Consider the following 19,751-nt stretch of genomic DNA (forward strand, 5'->3'; position numbering starts at 1 on the left):
CTAATGGATTCAGACGTCCCGGTCGCACGCCGCATCCTCGAAGCGTTGGCGGCTGCCAACGTCGAAACCGTGTTCGGGCTGCCCGGCGTGCACAACCTCGCGTTCTGGCGGGAGGCGGGAGAGGGCCTGCCGGCCATCGTCGGCGTCCGGCACGAACAGACGGCGGTGTACGCCGCCGACGGGCTCGCCCGCGCGTCCGGCGGGCTGGGCGTGGCGCTCACCACGACCGGCCCGGGCGCGGCGAACGCGGCCGGCGCGTTCGGTGAAGCCGCCGCCTCGGGCTCCCCGGTCCTGCTCATCGCCAGCGAGATCTCGACCCGATACGCGAAGCCGGGCGTGAAGCGTGGCGTCCTGCACGAGAGCCGCGACCAGGCCGCGATCTTCGAGCCACTGGCCAAAGCCGTGTTCCGCCCACGTACCGCCGAGGAGGTCTCGGCGGCGGTGGGCGAGGCGATCCGCGCCGCGATGACCAGCCCCCGCGGGCCGGTCTACCTGGACGTCCCGACGGACCTCCTCGATGCCCCGGCGCCCGCGGTACGCGCCCTGGCACTCGCGCCGGTCGAGCCGCCGGCGGACCAGGTGGAGGAGTTGGCCGAGGCGATCGGCCAGGCCCAGCGGGTCGTGATCTGGGCCGGCGGCGGCGTCGTCCAGGCGGACGCGGGTGATGCGCTGAGCCGGCTGGCCCGCGCGCTCGCCGCGCCGGTCGTCACGACCTACACCGCACGTGGAATCCTGCCCCCCGAGCACGAATGTCTGGTCGGCCTGCCGCCGCACGAGCCCGAGGTCGCCCGCCTCATCGCCGAGGCGGACCTGCTGCTCGTCGTGGGCTCCGACCTTGACGGGATGATGACGCGCAACTGGCAGATGCCGGTTCCGGATCGGATCGCGATCGTCAACTGCGCGGCGGAGGACCTGTCCAAGAACTACCAGCCGGCCGTGGCGGTCCTCGGTGACGCCCGGATCACCCTCGAACGGCTGCTGGATCTCCTGCCCGACGGTGCGCGCGACCTGCCGGACCTGGCGGCGCTGCGGCGTACCCTCCACGACCGGCTCGGCGCGGACGGGCGCAACGAGGAGCCGCTGCGATTCCTGGCTACGGTGAACGGCGTGCTCGCCCCGGACACTCCGGTGGTGGCGGACATGGCCATCCCGGGGTACTGGTTCGGCGGGTACGGTGCGGTGTCGCAACCTCGGCGGCTGCAGTACCCCGTGGGCTGGGGCACGCTCGGCTACGCGCTGCCGGCGTCCATCGGCGCGGCGGTCGCCCAGGCCGGCCCGGTGCTCGCCATCTGCGGCGACGGCGGCATCATGTTCGCCCTCGGTGAGCTGGCGACGATCGCGCAGGAACGGCTTCCGGTCACCGTCCTGCTCGTCGACGACGGTGGGTACGGCATGCTGCGTTTCGACCAGGACCACGCGGGTGACCCGCATCGCGGCGTCGACCTGCTCGCACCGGACTGGGCCCAGTTGGCCCAGTCGTTCGGGATCGCCGCCGCCGTGGTCCAGGGGGTCGGCGAGGATCTCCGGCGGGCGCTCCAGGACGCGATCGGAAGCAAGGAGCCACGGCTGGTGGTGTGCCAGGCATCGATGATCCCGCCCCGGACGACGTCTCCCCGGTGGTTCGAGTGACCGGCCCGCTCGACGGTCTCGTCGTCGCCGACTTCTCCCGGGTGCTCGCGGCACCGATGGCGACCATGCTGCTCGGCGACCTCGGCGCGGACGTCATCAAGGTGGAGCGGCCGGACGGCGGGGACGACTCGAGGGCGTGGGGGCCGCCGTTCGCCCAGGACGAGAGCACCTACTTCCTCACCGCCAACCGCAACAAGCGCAGCATCGCCCTCGACCTGTCGAGCGACGAGGGCCGGAAGGTGGCGCTGGCCCTGATCGACCGGGCCGACGTGCTGGTGGAGAACTTCCGCCCGGGCACGATGGCGCGGTTGGGTCTGGGCTACGAGGAGCTGTCCGCCCGAAACGTCCGCCTCATCTACTGTTCGGTCTCCGGCTTCGGGCAGGGCAAGGGCGCCCGGCTCGCCGGCTACGACTTCCTCGTGCAGGCCGTCGGGGGGCTGATGAGCGTCACCGGCCAGCCGGACGGTCCGCCCACGAAGGTCGGTGTCGCGCTGGTCGATGTGCTGAGCGGCCTGCACGCCACGATCGGCATCCTCGCCGCGCTGGAGGAGCGCCGCCGGACCGGTCGCGGGCAGCGGGTCGAGGTGAACCTGCTGTCGTCGTTGCTCGCCAGCATGGTGAACCAGGCATCGGCGTACCTGAGCGCCGGGGTCGTACCGCGGGCGCTCGGCAACCGGCACCCGAGCATCGCGCCGTACGAGGCGCTGAACGTCGGTGACCACACGCTCGTCGTCGCCGTCGGCAACGACCGCCAGTTCGCTGCCATGTGCCGTATCCTTGGCCGTCCGGAGTTGTCCGAGGATCGGCGGTACGCCAGCAACGCCGACCGGGTCGCCAACCGTGGTGACCTCGTCGCGGAGCTCGAGCGGCTGCTGAGCGGGCGGGACGTCGAGCAGGTGGTGGCGGAGCTCGTCGACGCCGGGGTGCCGGCCGGCGTGGTCAACGACCTCGCGGCGGCGTTCCAGCTCGCGCGGGACCTCGGTTTGGAGCCGTCGTTCACCATGCAGTTCGACGGTGGGGAAGTGGGGCAGGTGGCACACCCGATCCACTACTCCGGCGCCGGGGTATCGTACCGGCGCCCGCCACCGCGTCTTGGACAACATACCGACGAAGTGCTCCACTGGCTGGGCATACGGTAGTCCGAGCTTTTGTCGACGAGGGAGTTGATCGTGGCTTTCAAGCGGCCGCCCACCGCCCAGGAGGCGGTCCTTGAGGAGTTGCGCCGCGCCATCCTGGCCGGCGAGCTCAAGCCGGGGACGCAGATCGTGCAGGACGCGTTCGCCGAACGGCTGGGGCTGAGCCGGGTGCCGGTGCGGGAGGCGCTCAAGATCCTCGAGGGTGAGGGGCAGGTGCGGTACTCCCCGCACCACGGGTACTTCGTGACCGAGCTCGATGTCAACGAGCTGCTGGAGATCTACCGCATCCGTGAGCTGCTGGAGTCCGAGGCCGTGCGGCTGTCGGTTCCGCTGCTGGGCGACGAGGACCTGGCCCGGCTGGAGCAGGCGATCGAGGACATGGCCGAGGCCAGCGGCCGCAAGGACATCGTCGCCCTCACCGCGGCCAACCGGCGGTTCCATTTCTCGCTGTTCGAGCCGTCCGGCATGCACCGCATGGTGCGCCTGATCCGGCAGCTGTGGGACTCGTCCGACCCGTACCGGTCGCTCTACTTCGGTGAGCCCGTGCACCGCGACGCGGTGGACCGCGAGCACCGGCAGATCCTGAAGGCGGCGCGCCGGCGCGACAGCGAGGGCCTCGTCCACCTGCTCGACGAGCACCGCAGCCACGCCATAGACGAGCTGAAGAAGATCCTCGGCGAGGAGGCGTCGTGACGCCCAAGCGAGGAGGCGTCGTGACGCCGAAGGAGGCGCTCGCCCAACTCGGCTACGCGCTGTCCGAGCCGCTCGCGCCGAGGGGCAGATACGCCGTGACCCGCGAGCACGGTGGCACGCTGTGGGTATCGGGGCACACCGGCCGGGGCCCGGACGGTCTGCGGGTGCGAGGGACCGTCGGGGTCGACGTCACGGTGGCGGAGGCGGTCGAGGAAGCCCGACGGGCCGCCGTCAACCTGCTGTCCGCGGTCGAGGCGGCCGTCGGGCTCGACCGGGTCGAGTGCATTCTGCACCTGCGTGGCTACGTTCGCGCCGACCCGTCCTTCACCGAACATCCGGCGGTGGTCGATGGGGCGTCGCACCTGCTGGCCGAGGTGCTGGGCGACCGGGGAGCGGCCGCGCGCACCGCGGTCGGTGTCGCATCGCTCCCCGGTGGCGCCGCGGTGGAACTAGAGATGGTCGTCGCGCTCCGCCCGGAATGACCTGGCCCGGCGCCTGCGCGCCAACCGCACCAGCGACCAGACGAACAGCGCCGTCGCGGCAGCGGCGACGACCGGTGGCAGGAGCAACCGCGCACCGGCGAGGCCCAGCACGTCGAGGGCCTCGTCCTCCGGCGCGGCGGCCGGGGCGACCGGCGCCTCTGCCTTGTCGTCGAGCACGGTCGCGCGTAGCCGGGTGACGAACTGGTCGATGAGGCGTCCGCTGATGTCGACCATCGCCTTCTGGCCCAGTTGGGCGACCTTGCCGGTGAGGCCGAGTTCGGTCGCGACCCGGACGAGCGTCAGGTCGCCGTCGGGTCGCAGGGTCACCGTGATGACGGCTTCAGCGTTGCCCTGCCCTCTGACGTCCTGGCCGGCCGCCGACACCACGAAACGCCCCGCCGTGCGGTCCTGCTCCCTCATGCGGGCCACGCCGCGGTACTGCACCAGGATCGGGCCCACCTTGATCTTGACCGTTCCCTGGTATTCGTCGCCGGACGCCGACTCGAGCGCGGCGCCGGGCATGCACGGCGCGATCCGCTCGAGGTCGGTCAGGACCGCCCAGGCGCGGTCGACGTCTACGGGGACGTGGAAGGTGTTGTCGAGTTGCACGGCTGACCTTTCAGCGGTAGGCCGGGATGCCGGTGAGGGCCTGGCCCAGGACCAGGGTGTGGATCTCGCTGGTGCCCTCGTAGGTGAGCACCGACTCCAGGTTGTTCATGTGACGCATCACCGGGTACTCGAGGCTGATCCCGTTGGCGCCCAGGATGGTGCGGGCCTCCCGCGCGATCTTCAAGGCCTCCCGGACGTTGTTGAGCTTGCCGACGCTCACCTGCTCCGGGCGCAGCTGTCCGGCGTCCTTGAGTCGGCCGATGTGGAGCGCGAGCAGCAGGCCCTTCTCGAGTTCCAGGCTCATGTCGACGAGCTTCTGCTGGGTGAGCTGGAATCCGGCGATCGGCCGTCCGAACTGGACGCGGTTCTTGGCGTACTCCAGCGCTGATTCGAAGCAGGAGCGGGCCGCTCCCATCGCACCCCAGAGGATGCCGTAACGCGCCTCGTTCAGGCATGACAGAGGCCCGCGCAGACCGCGTACGTTCGGCAGCATCGCGGCTGCGGGCAGCCGGCAGTCGTCGAGTACCAGTTCCCCGGTCACCGAGGCGCGCAGCGACAGCTTCCGGTGGATCTCGTGCGCGGTGAACCCGGGAGTGCCGCGTGGGACGATGAAGCCGCGGATCCCGTCGTCGGTACGCGCCCACACGACCGCGACGTCGGCGATGCTCCCATTGGTGATCCACATCTTGGAGCCGTTGAGGATCCAGTCGCTGCCGTCCCGCGTCGCCCGGGTCGCCATGTTGGCGGGGTCGCTGCCGAAGTCGGGCTCGGTCAGGCCGAAGCAGCCGATCGCCTCACCGCTGGCCATCCGGGGCAGCCACTCCTGCTTCTGCTCCTCGGAACCGTGCTTGTGGATCGCCGACATCGCGAGCGACCCCTGTACGGACACGAAGCTGCGCAGTCCGCTGTCGGCGGCCTCGAGCTCCAGGCAGGCCAGGCCGTAGGCGACCGCCGACATGCCCGCGCAGCCGTACCCGTCCAGGTGCATGCCGAGCAGCCCGAGGGCCCCGAACTGCCGGCCGAGGTCCCGGGGGATCGCGCCGCGCTCGTACCAGTCCGGCACGTCGGGGAGCAGTTTGTCCCGGACGAAGTCGCGGACGGTCTGCTGCACCATCCGCTCCTCCTCGGACAGGAGGGCGGTCATTCCGAGCAGGTCGGAGGTGCCAGCCGTCGAGGTGGTGGTTGCTGTCGTCCCCATCGGACCTCTTTCCATCGCGTTTGCGCACTGCTACGTTTACTCTGTATATCGGATCCAATCCCAGGAGGCTAGTCGATGCTCAGTAAGGGCGTAGGGCTGTTCCCGACAGAACCGGTCGGAATGATGCGCGAGTACACCCAACTGGCTGAGTCGCTGGGCTACGACAACGTCTGGTTCGGCGACTCGCAGAACATCTGGCGCGAGTCGTCGATCACGATGGGCGCCGCCGCGGTCGGCACGGAGCGCGTCGTCTTCGGAACCGGCGTCACGAACGCGGTCACCCGGCACCGGTCACTGCTCGCGTCGACGTGGGCGACGCTCGCTGAGTTCACCGGCGGTCGCGTCGCGCTGGGTATCGGCACCGGGGACTCCTCGTTGCGCACCATGGGGCTCAAGCCGCTGAAGCTGGCCGAACTGGAGCAGGCCGTGGCCGAGCTGCGCGCGTTGTTCCGCGGCGAGTCCGTGGTGGAGCCGAACAGTGGCGCGGAGTTCCACCTCAACTACCTGTCGGGACCCGTCAACATCCCGATCTACATCGCGGCGTCCGCACCGAAGATCCTGCACCTCTCCGGCCGTATCGCCGACGGCGTCGTCGTCCTCGTCGGCACGGCGCCCCACTTCATCGAGGCGGCGCTCAAGCAGATCGAGGCCGGTGCGAAGGAGAGCGGCCGCACCCTCAAAGACCTCCACATCGTGCTTTGGACCCCGACCGCGATCAATGAAGACCCGGTGGAGGCGCACGACCTGGTCCGTGCACACGTGTCCCGGGTGGTCATCCGGCCGCTGCCGGCCGAAGTGTCACCGCACCTGCAGACGGTCGTCGACCGCATCCGCGAGGAGTACGACTACTACCACCACATGGACACCGAGGCCGACCACGCCGACCTCGTACCCGACGAGCTCGTCGACCTGTTCGCCCTCGCCGGTACGCCCGATGACTGTCGCGAGCGGCTGAAGGAGATCGCGAAGCTGGGCGTGGACCAGGTTTCGATCGTGCCCTTCGTACGGCCCGGCCAGAGCCGGGCGGGGACGATCCGGACATTCGCCGAGATCGCCGACAGCATCTGATCCACCAGCTGCTCGTTAGAGCGATGCGAATGCCGAGCGCAGAGGGAGGCTCCGTGACACGCGTGGAGATCCTGAGGGACACCAGCAAATTCCCGCCACCAGGTGCGGCTGTTCCGGGCGCCCCTCCCGCGCTGGACTCCGACCCGCCCACGGCGACCGTGCGGCCCGCGCCGTCGCCCACACCCGCCGCGCCGGTCGACAGTGCAACGCCCGAGCCGGCCGGCGGGGCGGCGCTTCCCGTCGATCTCAGCGACCCACGGGTGCTCTACGGCGTCTCGGGCGTGCTCGTCGCCGCCGCGGGAATCGTGGAGTACTGGGGACGCCGGCACTTCCGGGCGGTACGGCGGTGAGCGGGTCCGACACCTCCTGGCTCGGGCAGTCGCTACCCCGTCACGAGGACCAGCGGCTGCTCACCGGCCGTGGCCGGTTTCTCGCCGACACCGCCCGGGGCTGCGTGCACGCGTGCTTCGTCCGGAGCACGCAGGCGCATGCCCGGGTGCGCAGTGTCAAGACCGGTAGCGCCGCCGCGCTCCCGGGTGTCCTCGCCGTACTGACCGCGGAGGACCTGGGGCTCGACGGTGCGCACCTGCCGATGTTGCACGAACCGCATCCCGGCTTCGCCGAGGTGACCCGGTTCGCGATGAGCGACCCGCGCCTGCCCATCCTGGCCAGCGTTCGCGTCCACTACGTCGGGCAACCGATCGCGGTCGTGGTCGCCGAGAGCCGGCACGTCGCGGAGGACGCCGCCGAACTGGTCGAGGTCGAGTACGAGACGCTGCCGCCGGTGCTCGACCCGACCGCGGCCCTCGCCCCGGACGCCCCGACGCTCCACGCCCACCTCCCGACGAACGAGGCGGCGCGCATCGAGGTCGGCTTCGGCGACGTGGACGAGGCCAGGCGCGCCGCGGCGGTCACGGTCTCCGACACGCTGCGCATCGGGCGGCACGGCGCCGTCCCCCTCGAGTGCCGAGGCGTGGTCGCCAGGGTCGACGACCGCCGGGACCGCGTCGAGGTGTGGACGTCGACCCAGATCCCGCACCTGGTCCAGCAGGCGTTGTGCCGGGTGACCGGATGGGCGCGGGACGAGGTGCGAGTCGCCGTGCCGGACGTCGGAGGCGGCTTCGGGACGAAAGCGAACGTGTACGCCGAGGAGGTCGTCGTACCGGTCGCCGCGCGCAAGCTCGGGCGCGACATCGCCTGGGTCGAGGACCGCCAGGAGTACCTCATGTCGGCCGCGCAGGGCCGCGACCAGGTGCACCACGCCACCCTCGCCGTCGACGCGAACGGGCGCGTCCTCTCCTGGGAGGACGACTTCGTGGTGGACGTCGGCGCGTCGAGCCTGTGGACGGCGGGGATCATCGCGAACACCGCCATCCATCTCATGGGCCCCTACCGCGTCCCGGCCATGCGGGTCACCGGCCGTGCGGCGTACACGAACAAGACGATCGTCGCCCAGTACCGGGGAGCGGGCCGGCCCGAGGCGTGCTTCGCGCTGGAGCGCTGCCTCGACGCCGCCGCACGGCGACTGGGCATGAGCCCGGAGGAGATCCGGCGCGTCAACCTGCTCACCGCTGACGACCTGCCGTACCCGCGACCGATCCCGTACCGGGACGGCGTGCCCATCTCCTACGACGGCCGCGATTACCGCGCCTGCTTCGACAGTTGCCTGGAGATGCTGCCGCGTACGGTCTGTGACGAGCTACGCGAGAACTACCCCGAGCACGACCTCGGCTACGGGGTGGCCACCTACATGGAGGCGACGGGCCGTGGCCCGTACGAGACCGGCCGGGTGCGGCTGCTGCCGTCCGGGCGGTTCGAGGTCGCCACCGGAGCGGCGTCGGCCGGGCAGGGCCACGAGACCACGTTCGCACAGGTCGCCGCGGATGCCCTGCGGGTGAGCCCGGACCGGATCCGGGTCGGCAACGGCGACACCGATCCGGTGACGTACGGCGTCGGCACGTTCGCCAGCCGGTCGGCGGTGCTCGCCGGTTCCGCCGTGCACCTCGCCGCGACCCGACTCGCCGACCGGGCGTGCGGGTACGCCGCGATGCTGCTCGACACCGATGCGGCGGGTGTCGTTCTCGGTGCCGGTGGGTTCCGGGCCGACGACGGCCGCGTCGTCGACTGGACCGACCTGGCGGCGGCGTTCGGCCCGGGCGGCCGGCTGGAGGGCCAGCCGTCGCTGGACGAGCTCGCACAGTTCCGACCGCAGACCGTGACCTGGACCATGGGGGTACACGCGGTCGTCGTCGGCGTGCACCGCGACACCGGGCTGACGTCGGTGCTCCGCTACGCCGTCGCGCACGAGGGCGGCGCCGAGATCAATCCGCGGATCGTCGAAGGGCAGGTCATCGGCGGCGTCGCGCAGGGGATCGGCGGCGCGCTGTTGGAGGAGTTCCGCTACTCGCCCGAAGGGCAGCCGACGTCGACGACGTTCGCCGACTATCTCCTGCCCGGCATGTGCGAGGTTCCGCAGATCGCCGTCAAGCACCTGTACGTCCCGACCGCCGGTAACCCGATCGGTGTCCGTGGCGCCGGGGAGAGCGGCGCCATCGCGGCGTACGCGGCGATCGCGGCCGCGGTCGACGACGCCGTCGGCGGTGGGGACTGGCGGGTGACCTCGGTTCCTATCGCGCCCGAGCAGGTGCGCGCCGCGATCGCCCGCCGTAGCGCGGCGGTGGCGTCGTGAAGCCGGCGCCGTTCGCGTACGTGCGTGCCGACACCGCGGCGGACGCGATCGCGCTGATCGACGAGGATCCGGACGCGAAGTTCCTGGCGGGCGGACAGAGCCTGCTCACGCTCATGAACCTCCGGCTGGCGCGCCCCGCGCGGGTCGTCGACATCGGCGGGCTCGGTGAGCTGAACCGCGTGTTCGACGACGCCGACAGTGTCCTCGTCGGAGCGACGGTGCGCCATCGTGCCTTCGAGACGGACCCGCTGCTGCGGCGGCTGGTACCGCTCGCGGCCGACGCCGCGCGGCACATCGGCCACGTCGCCATCCGCAACCAAGGCACGCTCGGCGGTACGCTCGCGCACGCCGACCCCGCGGCGGAGCTGCCGCTCGTCATGGTCACGCTCGGCGCGACCATGTACGCGGAGTCGCGCCGTCGCGGGCGGCGGGCGATACCGGCACAGGACTTCTTCGTCTCGCACTACACCTCCGAGCTCGAGCCCGACGAGTTGCTGACGTGGGTGCGGATACCGACCCTTCTGCCGCGCGAGGGGTGGGGCTTCGTCGAGTACGCCCGGCGCCACGGTGACTTCGCCATCGCCGGTGCCGCCGCCGTGGTCGGCCTGCGCCCTGACGGGACCGTCGAGCGGGTCCGTGCCGGGCTGCTCAACGTCGGTGACCGGCCGCTCCTGGTGTCCGGCGGGGCGTCGATGTCCGGTTGTCGCCCGGACGACGAGCTGTGGCGGGATCTCGCCGGCGAATGGGTACGCCAGGCGAACCCACCGGAGAACGCAGATTATGTCCGCGACGTCGCGCGCGCAGCGCTGACCCGTGCCCTGCGCGCGGCGTACGACCGCGCGGTGTCCGCAGGCGGGGAGTAGGAACTTTGGACCACGTATCCGTACGGATGACGGTCAACGGTGTCCTGGTCGAACGCCAGGTCCCGGCGCGCACGAGCCTGGCCGACTTCGTCCGCGACGAACTCGGCCTCACCGGCACGCACCTGGGCTGCGAGCACGGCGTGTGTGGCGCGTGCGCCGTGCTCGTCGACGGCTCCAGCGTGCGCTCATGCCTGATGCTCGCCGCTCAGGCCAGCGGCGCGGAGGTCACGACCGTCGAGGGCCTGCCGCATTCGGGGCGTACGGCGCGGTTGCGGGACGCGATGTCGCGCCACCACGGCCTGCAGTGCGGCTTCTGCACGTCCGGCTTCCTCATCACCGCCACCGAGCTGCTCACCGACGCCGACGCGGTCGAAGCGCCGGACGAGGGGACCGTGCGCGAGGTGCTCTCGGGCAACGTGTGTCGTTGTACGGGATATCAGGGGATCGTGCGAGCCGTTCTCGAGGTCGCCGGAGGCGGCGCAACCGCGCCCTCGGGCGGCGAGCCGGCGGCGCGGGGCGGCGGGCCCGGCGCCGCCGCGACTGCGGGACAGCAGCGTTGAGCAGGCCGTACGGTCCGTCCACGATGCCCGGTACGCGGTCCTGAACTCGTCCAAAATGATCTGTTGACGGAAGTCGTATTTTGGATACAGTATCGGCCATGCAGCATCGCGGGTGCGACGTCGCTCACATCGGCCAGCCCCACTGGCCGTGGGACGGCGTCGTCAGTGACGCCGACCAGGCGGTGTGCCGCGCGGCCGGCTACGGGCGGCGGAGTCGGTTCACCGGCACGGCGGCGCTGCTCATCGTCGACATGACGTACGCGTTCGTGGGCCTCCGGGCGCCGATCCACACGTCGATCGCGGAATACCCGAACAGTTGCGGCGAAGCGGCCTGGGACGCCGTCGACGCGGTCCGGCAACTGCTCGACGCCGCACGGCGGGCCGGCGCTCCCGTCGCCTACACCGTCGACGTGTCGGCCACGGAGTCCTCAGTGGACAGCGTGTGGCGCAACAAGCAGCAACCCGCGTTGCGGCGCCGGGCGGACGAGACGGAGATCGTGCACGAGATCCGCCCGCTGCCCGGCGACATCGTCGTCACCAAGACCCGGCCCAGCGGCTTCTTCGGCACCGACCTGCTGCAGCAGCTGCGGGACCGCGGAGTGCGGACTCTCGTGGTCTGCGGTGGTACGACGAGCGGTTGCGTCCGCGCAACCGTCGTCGACGCCTTCTCGCACGGATTCAACGTCGCCGTCGCACTCGACGGGGTCTTCGACCGGGTGGTTACGAGCCACGCGGTCAACCTGTTCGACCTGAACGCGAAGTACTGCGACGTGCTCCAGCAGTCCGACGCGCTCGGCATCCTAACCGGTCGTCCCGCGGCTAGTCCGGAAATCAGGCCGACCCAGCAGTCCCGAAAGTGAGGAAAGGCATGTCGATTTCACTGAGACGGCCGTTGGGCGTCGCCCTGACGGCCGTGGTGCTCGCCGGCGGACTGGCCGCCTGCGGCGGTAACAGCGGCGGCAGCGACAACAAGGCCGCGTCCGGCAGCCAGGGCGGCGTCAAGACCATCCGGATCGCCGCGACCAGCCTGGACAGCCTGCCGTTCATGGCGATCCTCCAGGTCGCCGACAAGAAGGGCTGGTTCAAGGACGAAGGGCTCTCCGCCACGTTCATCTCCGGCTCCGGCGGCGGCAACACGCTGCGGACGGTGACCACGGGCGACGCGGATATCGCCATCACCGGCGGGCCGGCCGTGGTGCTGGCGGCCCAGGGTGACCCGACCATGAAGATCGTCGGGTCGTGGTTCCAGGTCAACGACTTCTACTGGATCGGGCCGAAGAAGCCCGACAGTGGCGCCGCCATGAAGCTCGGTACGACCGGCGCGGGCTCCACGACCCAGCTGCTCGGCAAGTACGTGGCCAAGAAGATGGGCAGCAACGTGTCGACCGTCGAGGCCGGCGCGGGCATGGGCGACAGCTGGGCCGCGGCGAAGAGCGGCTCGATCACCGCCGGGTGGGCGATGCACCCGTTCGTGACCGACAAGGTGAAGAACGACAACGCCCAGGTCGTGGTGACCGCACGGGACGTCGTGGGTGACTTCCCCGCCGACATGGTGGCGGCCAACGGCGACTTCGCCAAGAAGAACCCGGACACGCTCAAGGCGTTCTTCCGCGCCGCGGACAAGGCCCTGAACTACGTCGTCTCCGACACCGACGCGGCCGCGGCCGACCTCAGCCCGATCCTGAAGATCGACAGCAAGCTCCTCGCGGACGGCCTGCGGGACACGCCGGACCTGAAGACCGCCTACTCGCTGAAAGTCAACAAGAAGGCCCTGGAGACGCTCTCCGACATCATGGTCGCCAACGGCCAGATCACCAAGCAGGTCGACTGGAGCAAGGTCCTGGACCAGTCGTACCTGCCGGACAGCGCGAAGGCGCAGCTCTAACCCCGCCCGCGGACGCCGGCGTGGATGTCCACCCGGTCCCGGTTCTCCGGGACCGGGTGGACATACGAGAGAGAGGACGAGGCCGGACATGAAGGCCCAGACAACGCGAGCCGCAGACGCGTCGCTACCCGCCGGGAGCGCAGCGGACATCGTGATCGACAACGTCAGCATGTCGTTCCCTACCCAGGACGGCACGGTGGTCCGCGCGATCGACCACGTCAACGAGAAGGTCGACGCAGGCCGTTTCGTCGCCATCGTCGGCCCCAGCGGGTGCGGAAAGTCCACGCTGCTGTCGCTGATCGCCGGACTGCAGACCCCCACGTCGGGGGAGGTCAGGATCGGCGGCGAGGTCGTCCGCTCGCCCAAGCGCACGACCGGCGTCGTCTTCCAGGAGGACTCCACCCTCCCGTGGAAGACGGTGCTGGACAACGTCTGCTTCGGCATGCGGGTGGCCGGCGTTCCCAAGCGGGAGCAGTTGGAGCGGGCGCAGCAGTTCATCACGCTGGTCGGGCTGCAGGGATTCGAGAAGGCTCACCCGCCGCAGCTGTCCGGCGGGATGCGGCAGCGGGTCGCGATCGCCCGTACCCTCGCCCTGAACCCCAACGCCCTGCTGATGGACGAGCCGTTCGGTGCGCTGGACCAGCAGACCCGGCTCCTCATCGGCGCCGAGGTCCGCCGCATCTGGCGGGAGACGCACAAGACCGTCGTCTTCGTGACGCACGACATCCAGGAGGCCATCCTGCTCTCCCAGGAGGTCTGGGTGATGTCGTACCGGCCGGGGCGGATCCTCGACCGCGTCGTGATCGACCTACCCGAGAACCGGGACACCTCGAGCGTCGGCACGCCGGAGTTCAGCGAGGTCTTCAACCACATCTGGGGACTGGTGCGGGGCGAAGCGATGCAGGCGTTCGCCGACAGCGAGCACGCCGGGCTGGCAGGAAACCATGGCTAGCAGCGAGGTCGCTCCGCAGGCCGGGCGTTCCCGGGGACGCGGCCTGCGCCTGCCGGATGCGACGCCCTCGGTACTGCTGGTGGTCGTCCTCGTTGCGCTGTGGCAGCTCGGCTCCACCCAGGAATGGTGGTCCGCCAGGGTCATTCCCGCACCCAGCGACATCTGGACGGTGGGGAGGACCGAGATAACTGACGGGCCCTTCTTCACCGACGCCCTCGCCACCATCACGGCCGTCTTCGCATCGATAGTCCTTGGCCTGCTCCTCGGCACCCTCGCCGGTGTCCTCTTCTGGCGGAAGCAGACGCTGGGCAAGATGTTCGAGCCGTACCTGATCAGCTTCTACACGGTTCCCCTGGTCGTGTTCTATCCCGTGTTCCTCGTCATCCTGGGGATCAACCTGTGGCCGATCATCATTCTCGGCTCGATCATGGCGGCGATCCCGATGGCGCTGAACACGTGGGTCGGCCTGTCCGAGGTCCGGCCGGTCTACCTCAACCTCGGCCGTTCCCTGTGCCTGTCGCGATGGCAGACGCTACGGCTGATCGCGATGCCGGCCGCGGCTCCGATGGTGCTGGCCGGAGCCACCATGGCGGGCATCTACTCGCTCATCGGCGTGGTGGCGATGGAGTTCATGATCGCCCAGTCGGGGCTCGGCTACCGGATCAGGTACCGGTACGAGTCGTTCGCCAACAGCGCGATGTACTTCTACATCATCGCGACCCTCGTCATCTCACTCGTCGTCGTCGCGCTGCTGTCCCTGCTGCCGCGACTGCTCGGCACGTCGACCAAGGGGCGCTCATGACAGTCACCGTTGACCCCGCCGCGCCGGTCGCGACCGCGCCCGCCCGAGGCGGGCGTCGAAAGCTGGGCGCGTGGAAGGTCCCGGCAGGTTCGGTCCTCCTCGCCGCCGTGGCGGTCCTGCTGTGGTGGGTGGCCTCGACGCAGATCTTCGTCGTGCCCTCGCCCGTCGCCACCGTTGCCGCGCTGGTGGACTCGCTTTCCGACGACACGTACCTGGTGAACCTCAGGAGCACCGCCGTCGCCGCCGTGCTCGCACTCGTTCTCTCGGTGGTCCTGGGCGTCGTCATCGGGCTCGCGTTCGGGTTGATGCCGCGGCTGCGTCGCGGGTTCGAACCCCTGGTGATCGCCACCAACGGGTTGCCGAAGATCGTCATGTACCCGGTCCTCCTGCTGATGGTCGGGATGGGTACCGCGTCGAAGGTCAGTCTCGCCGTCCTGATCGGCATGTTTCCCGTCCTGATGAACGTGTCCGCGAGCGTCCGGCACATGCCGCCGATCTACGGGCGGCTCGCGCGCACGCTCGAAGCGACGCGCTGGCAGGTCTTCTGGATGGTGCTGCTGCCGGCGATCCGACGCGCGCTGATGACCGGCATCCGGCTGGCGGTGAGCCTGGCGATGGTCGGTGTGGTGCTCGCCGAGATGTTCGCCACGCAGTACGGTCTCGGCCGGATGATCCTGGCCAGCTACACCTCGGGGCAGTACCCGCGGATGCTGGCGACGGTGCTGCTGCTCGGCATCGTCTCTTTCGCCGCGACGACGGTGTTGTGGCGTGTCGAACGGCGGATGCGCTGATGGGAAGCGGTGGAGCACTGGTGGACGTACACACGATCGGTGTCATCGGCGGCACCGGACCGCAGGGCCGTGGCCTCGCGTACCGGTTCGCGCTCGGCGGTCACGACGTCATTCTCGGTTCCCGGTCGCGCACCCGTGCGACCGAGGCCGCCGACGACCTCAATGGACTGCTCGGCGCCTCCGCGGTCGTACGCGGGGGAGGTAACCGTGAGGCCATCGAGGCGAGCGATGTCGTGCTGCTCGCCGTCCCCTATGACGGTCATCGCGAGCTGCTCGAGGAGTTGCGTCCGGCGCTCGCCGGGAAGGTCGTGATCAGTTGCGTCAACCCCCTCGGGTTCGACCGGGCCGGCCCCTACGGTCTGGCCGTTCCCGAGGGCAGCGCCGCGGAGCAGGCGGCGGCCGTACTGCCGGACAGCACCGTCGTGGCGGCGTTCCACCACGTGGCCGCCGCCACCCTGCTGAAGACCGTTGACCATGACGAACACGAAGACGTGCTCGTCTGCGGCGACGACGCCGGGGCGAAGGAGATCGTCATCAAGCTCGCGTCCACCGTGTCCGGACGTCCAGGGGTGGACGCCGGTCCGCTCCGCATGGCCCGCTACCTCGAGCCGTTGACGGCGGTCCTGATCGCGGTCAACAAGAGATACAAGACCCGCTCCGGCATCGCGGTAACCGGGCTGCGGGAACGTGGTTGACTCGGTCCTGAGGGGCGGCTGACCCCGACCAGCGGCTGACGTTCGGTCGAGTGAAGACGACCGGTTCGGCCGTCGAAGAAACGACACCCGAGGTCAGTGCTGGGTTTTACCCTGACCATTGCGGCCGGGGTGACCCCTGAGGGAGCCAAACGGCTCGTGACGGACCGCAAGGAACGAGGAAGCTTAATGGATAGGATCGGTGTGGTCGGCTGCGGCCTGATGGGCGCAGGCATCGCCGAGGTGTGTGCCCGGGCCGGGCTGGACGTGGTGGTCGCGGAGTCCTCCCGCGCCGCCGCCGACATGGGTCTGGAACGGCTCGAGGCATCCCTGACCCGTGCCGAGGCCAAGGGCAAGATCATTTCTGCGGCGGACGTGCTCGCCCGGGTCAGGGTCGTCGACGACCTGGCGGCGTTGGCGGACCGCGAACTCGTCGTCGAGGCGATCGTGGAGGATGAGGCGGCGAAGATCGAGCTGTTCCGGCGGCTCGACGAGATCGTAGTTTCGCCGGACGCACTGCTGGCGTCGAACACCTCGTCCATTCCGATCATGAAGCTCGCGGTCGCCACCTCTCGGCCCAGCCATGTGCTGGGGGTGCACTTCTTCAACCCCGTGCCGGTGCTGTCCCTGGTGGAACTGGTACCCAGCCTGCTGACCGACCCGGAGGTCACCGAACGAGCCCGCGGCTTTGTCGAGGGGGTGCTGGGCAAGAAGGCCATCGACTGCCAGGACCGCGCCGGCTTCGTCGTCAACGCGCTGCTGATCCCGTTCATCCTGTCCGCGATCCGGATGCTGGAGTCGGGTTTTGCCACCGCCGAGGACATCGACGAAGGCCTGGTGCGTGGCTGTGCCCACCCCCAGGGACCGTTGGCGCTGGCGGACCTGATCGGTCTGGACACCACCAAGGCCGTCGCCGAGTCCCTCTACGAGGAGTTCAAGGAGCCGTTGTACGCCGCGCCGCCACTGCTGAATCGAATGGTCGACGCGGGCCTGTTGGGCCGCAAGACCGGCAGAGGTTTCTACACCTACGCTTCCTGACCGCCGCGCAACCGGCTGCGGTGATCCGCGGTCCGGTTGGCGCCGTCAGCTGCCCAGTCGCTGCCGCGCGAGGAACTTGGGCACGACCATCCGCCAGGCGCCGGTCACCAGTTCGGTCAGGTAATCGTGATCGAGCGGCGCGAGATGACAGCACACCCAGTTGAAGCGCAGGTCGGACGGGCGGGGCAGGAAGAAGAGAGCCGGCTCGCTGGCTATGAGCGAGTCGCGCTCCTCTTTGGGGTACGCGAAGCCCATCGTGGACTCGTCACGGGAGAACGCGACGTACACCAAGGAGCCGACCCGGAACTTCACGCGGTCACGGATGACGTGCTCGCTGCTTCGCGGCAGCGTACGCGCCAGCGCTCGCACATCAGCGACAGTGACCACCCTTCGACGGTAGTGGCAGGAGGGCGGTCCGGAACAGGACATGTCGATAGGCTGATACCAATCCGGCGGGTTCGCCGTACCCAGGGTCGGCCTTGTGCGGCTGCGCCGGTGGTCGGCGCGTCAGGGGGATCCCGGGCTCCCCGTAGAAGGGGGATCCCGGGATCCCCGCAGAGGGCCGGGTAGGGGCGCCGGAGACAGCGTCAACCGACGTGACCTGCCTCACTACGGGCGGACCGATGAATATGAGCGCCTTCGACGGTCTTACCCACGACCCAATCACATCGCCCGTGCCAAGTAGGTAGGGAGTCGTGTGCGGAAGCCCGTTCAGTGTCCTGATCTCAGCTCGGAAGGGAGTCGGCCGTGACCCAGATCACGTCTGCGTGGAAGCTGGCCCCTTCGGCCGATAGATCACGTGACGCTGTCATCGCGAGACTGGCGACCGGAGGCTCACACGGGCCGTCGGCTTCCGCTCCAACGTCGTGGCTTGACACGCGCCGCATCGACCTCGCACCACCGGCCAGCTGGACCTGGAGATTCATGTGACCAATCAAGCCGTCGCGGCGCCTGACAAGCTCGACGCTGCGGTCCTCAAGATCGCCGGAGTGGTCGTGCTCGGCGCGATCATGTCGATCCTCGACGTCACCGTCGTCAGCGTCGCACTGCCAACCTTCCAGACCACGTTCCACGCCACGTACGCCCAGGTGGCCTGGACCATGACGGGTTATTCGCTGGCGCTGGCCACGGTGATCCCGCTCAGCGGTTGGGCCGCTGACCGGTTCGGCACCAAGCGGCTGTACATGCTTGCGCTGCTGCTGTTCACGCTCGGTTCAGCGCTGTGCGCCACCGCCGACTCGATCGGCCAGCTCATCGGGTACCGGGTCGTGCAGGGCCTGGGTGGCGGCATGCTCATGCCACTCGGTATGACGATTATGACCCGTGCGGCCGGCCCGGAGCGTATCGGCCGGCTGATGGCGGTCCTCGGTATCCCGATGCTGCTCGGCCCGATCGGCGGCCCGATCCTCGGCGGCTGGCTGATCGACGCGGCCAGCTGGCACTGGATCTTCCTGATCAACGTACCGATCGGCGCGATCGCGCTGGTGTACGCCCTTGTCGCGTTGCCGAGGGACACTCCCGAACCGTCCGAGTCGTTCGACTTCGTCGGTATGTTGATGCTGTCGCCGGGGCTCGCTCTGTTCCTCTACGGCGTCTCGTCGTTGCCGGAGACCGGGACGATCACCGCCACCAAGGTCTGGGTACCGATGCTGACCGGCGCCGTCCTGGTGATCGGATTCGTTCTGTACTCGTTCAAGCCGCGGCACCCGCTGCTTGATCTGCGCCTGTTCCGCAACCGCAACCTGACGGTCGCGTCGATCTCTCTGTTCGTGTTCATCATCGCGTTCATGGGCGCCGGCCTGCTGTTCCCGAGCTACTTCCTGCAGGTGCGCGGTGAGTCCACGCTGCACGCCGGTCTACTGATGGCGCCGCAGGGCATCGGCGCGATGCTCACCATGCCGATCGCCGGCGCCCTGGCCGACAAGATCCCGGTCGGCCGTACCGTGCCGTTCGCGATGGCGCTCATCGCCGCTGGGTTCTTCACGTTCACCCAGGTCGGCACGGACACCTCGTACTGGCTGCTGTGCGGTTCGCTGTTCGTCATGGGCCTCGGCATGGGCGGCGCGATGATGCCGATCATGACCTCTGCGCTGCGGACGCTGACCAGCCACGAGGTGGCGCGCGGGTCGACGTTGACGAACATTCTCCAGCAGATCGGCGGCTCCGTGGGTGCGGCGATCATGTCGGTGATCCTCACCAGCCGCCTGAACGGATCGGCCCCGATCCCGGGTCTGAAAGATCCACGCACTGGCGCGCCGGTTACCGAGGCCGACGCGGCGATCGCCCATCAGCACGGCGTGCGGTTGCCGTTGCCCGCGTCGGTCATCCAGCGTGGCCTGGACTTCGTGGCCCACTCGTTCGCCACGACCTTCTGGGTCGGCTTCGCGCTGGTGTTGGCCACGTTCATCCCGATCGCCTTCCTGCCCCGCAAGCGCAAGCGGTCGCCCCTGCTGGACGATCCGGCGGGCGACGGCGGTGATCGTGCGGGAGCCCCAGCGATGATCCACTGAGGCGCTCGACCGGGGCCCGTAACGGACGGGTAGCGACGGAGGCGCGGAGGCCGTAGATGGCCTCGTCCACGGTCAGCGCGCTGCAGGCCCGGGTTTCATCGGACAGCCGCGCGGCGCCGTCGGTTATGGTGATCGGCCTGTCCGAATGGTCCCG

The 19,751-nt window shown here is 69.7% G+C and carries 20 protein-coding genes; 17 read left to right on the top strand and 3 right to left on the bottom strand.

Translation table 11 applies throughout. The features are described from left to right. Nucleotides 1-3 precede the first annotated feature (3 nt). From HC031_RS17060 to HC031_RS17075, 4 genes are read left to right on the top strand one after another with little or no spacing between them, the layout of a single operon-like run. Nucleotides 4-1,629 carry a thiamine pyrophosphate-binding protein gene (locus tag HC031_RS17060; RefSeq protein WP_167926312.1) on the top strand — a complete coding sequence of 542 codons (1,626 nt, stop codon included), beginning with the start codon at nucleotides 4-6 and terminating at the stop codon, nucleotides 1,627-1,629. Further along, nucleotides 1,575-2,768, top strand: coding sequence for a CaiB/BaiF CoA transferase family protein (locus HC031_RS17065; protein ID WP_338090698.1), 1,194 nt, complete (start codon nucleotides 1,575-1,577; stop codon nucleotides 2,766-2,768). Before HC031_RS17060 ends, HC031_RS17065 begins: the two co-directional genes overlap by 55 nt. Before the next feature lie 30 nt (nucleotides 2,769-2,798). Continuing rightward, complete coding sequence (locus tag HC031_RS17070) at nucleotides 2,799-3,458, top strand: GntR family transcriptional regulator (RefSeq protein ID WP_338090699.1); 660 nt, start codon at nucleotides 2,799-2,801, stop codon at nucleotides 3,456-3,458. Next, the gene (locus tag HC031_RS17075; protein ID WP_205862845.1) at nucleotides 3,455-3,940 is read left to right on the top strand and encodes an Atu1372/SO_1960 family protein; all 486 of its coding nucleotides are present in this window, start codon (nucleotides 3,455-3,457) and stop codon (nucleotides 3,938-3,940) included. The genes HC031_RS17070 and HC031_RS17075 overlap by 4 nt, the downstream gene beginning before the upstream one ends. Here the strand turns inward: HC031_RS17075 and HC031_RS17080 are convergent. Together HC031_RS17080 and HC031_RS17085 are read right to left on the bottom strand one after the other, a co-directional pair. Next, nucleotides 3,908-4,549 (bottom strand): SRPBCC domain-containing protein, encoded by a 642-nt coding sequence (locus HC031_RS17080; protein ID WP_167926314.1) that lies wholly within the window; start codon nucleotides 4,547-4,549, stop codon nucleotides 3,908-3,910. The genes HC031_RS17075 and HC031_RS17080 overlap by 33 nt on opposite strands. Nucleotides 4,550-4,559: 10 nt before the next feature. Next, on the bottom strand, nucleotides 4,560-5,747 hold the full coding sequence (locus tag HC031_RS17085; protein ID WP_167926315.1) for an acyl-CoA dehydrogenase family protein: 1,188 nt from the start codon (nucleotides 5,745-5,747) through the stop codon (nucleotides 4,560-4,562). A 75-nt stretch (nucleotides 5,748-5,822) separates the two neighbouring features. Here HC031_RS17085 and HC031_RS17090 point away from each other — a divergent pair, with 75 nt between their 5' ends. The 12 genes from HC031_RS17090 to HC031_RS17145 all read left to right on the top strand — a co-directional run bounded on the left by HC031_RS17090 (nucleotide 5,823) and on the right by HC031_RS17145 (nucleotide 17,087). After that, complete coding sequence (locus tag HC031_RS17090) at nucleotides 5,823-6,815, top strand: LLM class flavin-dependent oxidoreductase (protein WP_167926316.1); 993 nt, start codon at nucleotides 5,823-5,825, stop codon at nucleotides 6,813-6,815. 53 nt (nucleotides 6,816-6,868) lie between these two features. Next, nucleotides 6,869-7,165 carry a hypothetical protein gene (locus tag HC031_RS17095; RefSeq protein WP_167926317.1) on the top strand — a complete coding sequence of 99 codons (297 nt, stop codon included), beginning with the start codon at nucleotides 6,869-6,871 and terminating at the stop codon, nucleotides 7,163-7,165. Further along, on the top strand, nucleotides 7,162-9,504 hold the full coding sequence (locus HC031_RS17100; RefSeq protein WP_167926318.1) for a molybdopterin cofactor-binding domain-containing protein: 2,343 nt from the start codon (nucleotides 7,162-7,164) through the stop codon (nucleotides 9,502-9,504). Before HC031_RS17095 ends, HC031_RS17100 begins: the two co-directional genes overlap by 4 nt. Continuing rightward, the gene (locus tag HC031_RS34410; protein WP_167926319.1) at nucleotides 9,501-10,367 is read left to right on the top strand and encodes an FAD binding domain-containing protein; all 867 of its coding nucleotides are present in this window, start codon (nucleotides 9,501-9,503) and stop codon (nucleotides 10,365-10,367) included. The genes HC031_RS17100 and HC031_RS34410 overlap by 4 nt, the downstream gene beginning before the upstream one ends. 5 nt (nucleotides 10,368-10,372) lie before the next feature. Further along, nucleotides 10,373-10,927 carry a (2Fe-2S)-binding protein gene (locus HC031_RS17110; RefSeq protein ID WP_240942610.1) on the top strand — a complete coding sequence of 185 codons (555 nt, stop codon included), beginning with the start codon at nucleotides 10,373-10,375 and terminating at the stop codon, nucleotides 10,925-10,927. Nucleotides 10,928-11,025: 98 nt separating this feature from the next. Further along, entirely contained in the window at nucleotides 11,026-11,787 is a 762-nt protein-coding gene (locus tag HC031_RS17115; protein WP_167926320.1) for an isochorismatase family protein, read from the top strand. Between the two features lie 8 nt (nucleotides 11,788-11,795). Continuing rightward, nucleotides 11,796-12,812, top strand: a complete 1,017-nt coding sequence (locus HC031_RS17120; RefSeq protein WP_167926321.1) for an ABC transporter substrate-binding protein — start codon at nucleotides 11,796-11,798, stop codon at nucleotides 12,810-12,812. An 88-nt stretch (nucleotides 12,813-12,900) separates the two neighbouring features. Beyond that, nucleotides 12,901-13,764, top strand: coding sequence for an ABC transporter ATP-binding protein (locus HC031_RS17125; protein WP_167926322.1), 864 nt, complete (start codon nucleotides 12,901-12,903; stop codon nucleotides 13,762-13,764). Then, nucleotides 13,757-14,566 (top strand): ABC transporter permease, encoded by an 810-nt coding sequence (locus tag HC031_RS17130; protein ID WP_167926323.1) that lies wholly within the window; start codon nucleotides 13,757-13,759, stop codon nucleotides 14,564-14,566. The genes HC031_RS17125 and HC031_RS17130 overlap by 8 nt, the downstream gene beginning before the upstream one ends. Further along, the gene (locus HC031_RS17135; RefSeq protein ID WP_167926324.1) at nucleotides 14,563-15,357 is read left to right on the top strand and encodes an ABC transporter permease; all 795 of its coding nucleotides are present in this window, start codon (nucleotides 14,563-14,565) and stop codon (nucleotides 15,355-15,357) included. The genes HC031_RS17130 and HC031_RS17135 overlap by 4 nt, the downstream gene beginning before the upstream one ends. A 20-nt stretch (nucleotides 15,358-15,377) precedes the next feature. Beyond that, nucleotides 15,378-16,052 (top strand): NADPH-dependent F420 reductase, encoded by a 675-nt coding sequence (npdG, locus tag HC031_RS17140; protein WP_338090700.1) that lies wholly within the window; start codon nucleotides 15,378-15,380, stop codon nucleotides 16,050-16,052. Between the two features lie 156 nt (nucleotides 16,053-16,208). Next, a complete protein-coding gene (locus HC031_RS17145) occupies nucleotides 16,209-17,087 on the top strand; it encodes a 3-hydroxybutyryl-CoA dehydrogenase (protein ID WP_338090701.1) in 879 nt (292 codons plus the stop codon). A 45-nt stretch (nucleotides 17,088-17,132) separates the two neighbouring features. Here the strand turns inward: HC031_RS17145 and HC031_RS17150 are convergent, their stop codons facing one another. After that, on the bottom strand, nucleotides 17,133-17,474 hold the full coding sequence (locus tag HC031_RS17150) for an MmcQ/YjbR family DNA-binding protein (RefSeq protein WP_338090702.1): 342 nt from the start codon (nucleotides 17,472-17,474) through the stop codon (nucleotides 17,133-17,135). Nucleotides 17,475-18,013: 539 nt separating this feature from the next. On the opposite strand from HC031_RS17150, the gene HC031_RS17155 reads away from it, so the two are divergent. Next, complete coding sequence (locus HC031_RS17155) at nucleotides 18,014-19,597, top strand: DHA2 family efflux MFS transporter permease subunit (protein ID WP_167926327.1); 1,584 nt, start codon at nucleotides 18,014-18,016, stop codon at nucleotides 19,595-19,597. Nucleotides 19,598-19,751: the final 154 nt, after the last annotated feature.

Source organism: Planosporangium thailandense (assembly GCF_011947195.1).
GTDB lineage: Bacteria > Actinomycetota > Actinomycetes > Mycobacteriales > Micromonosporaceae > Planosporangium > Planosporangium thailandense.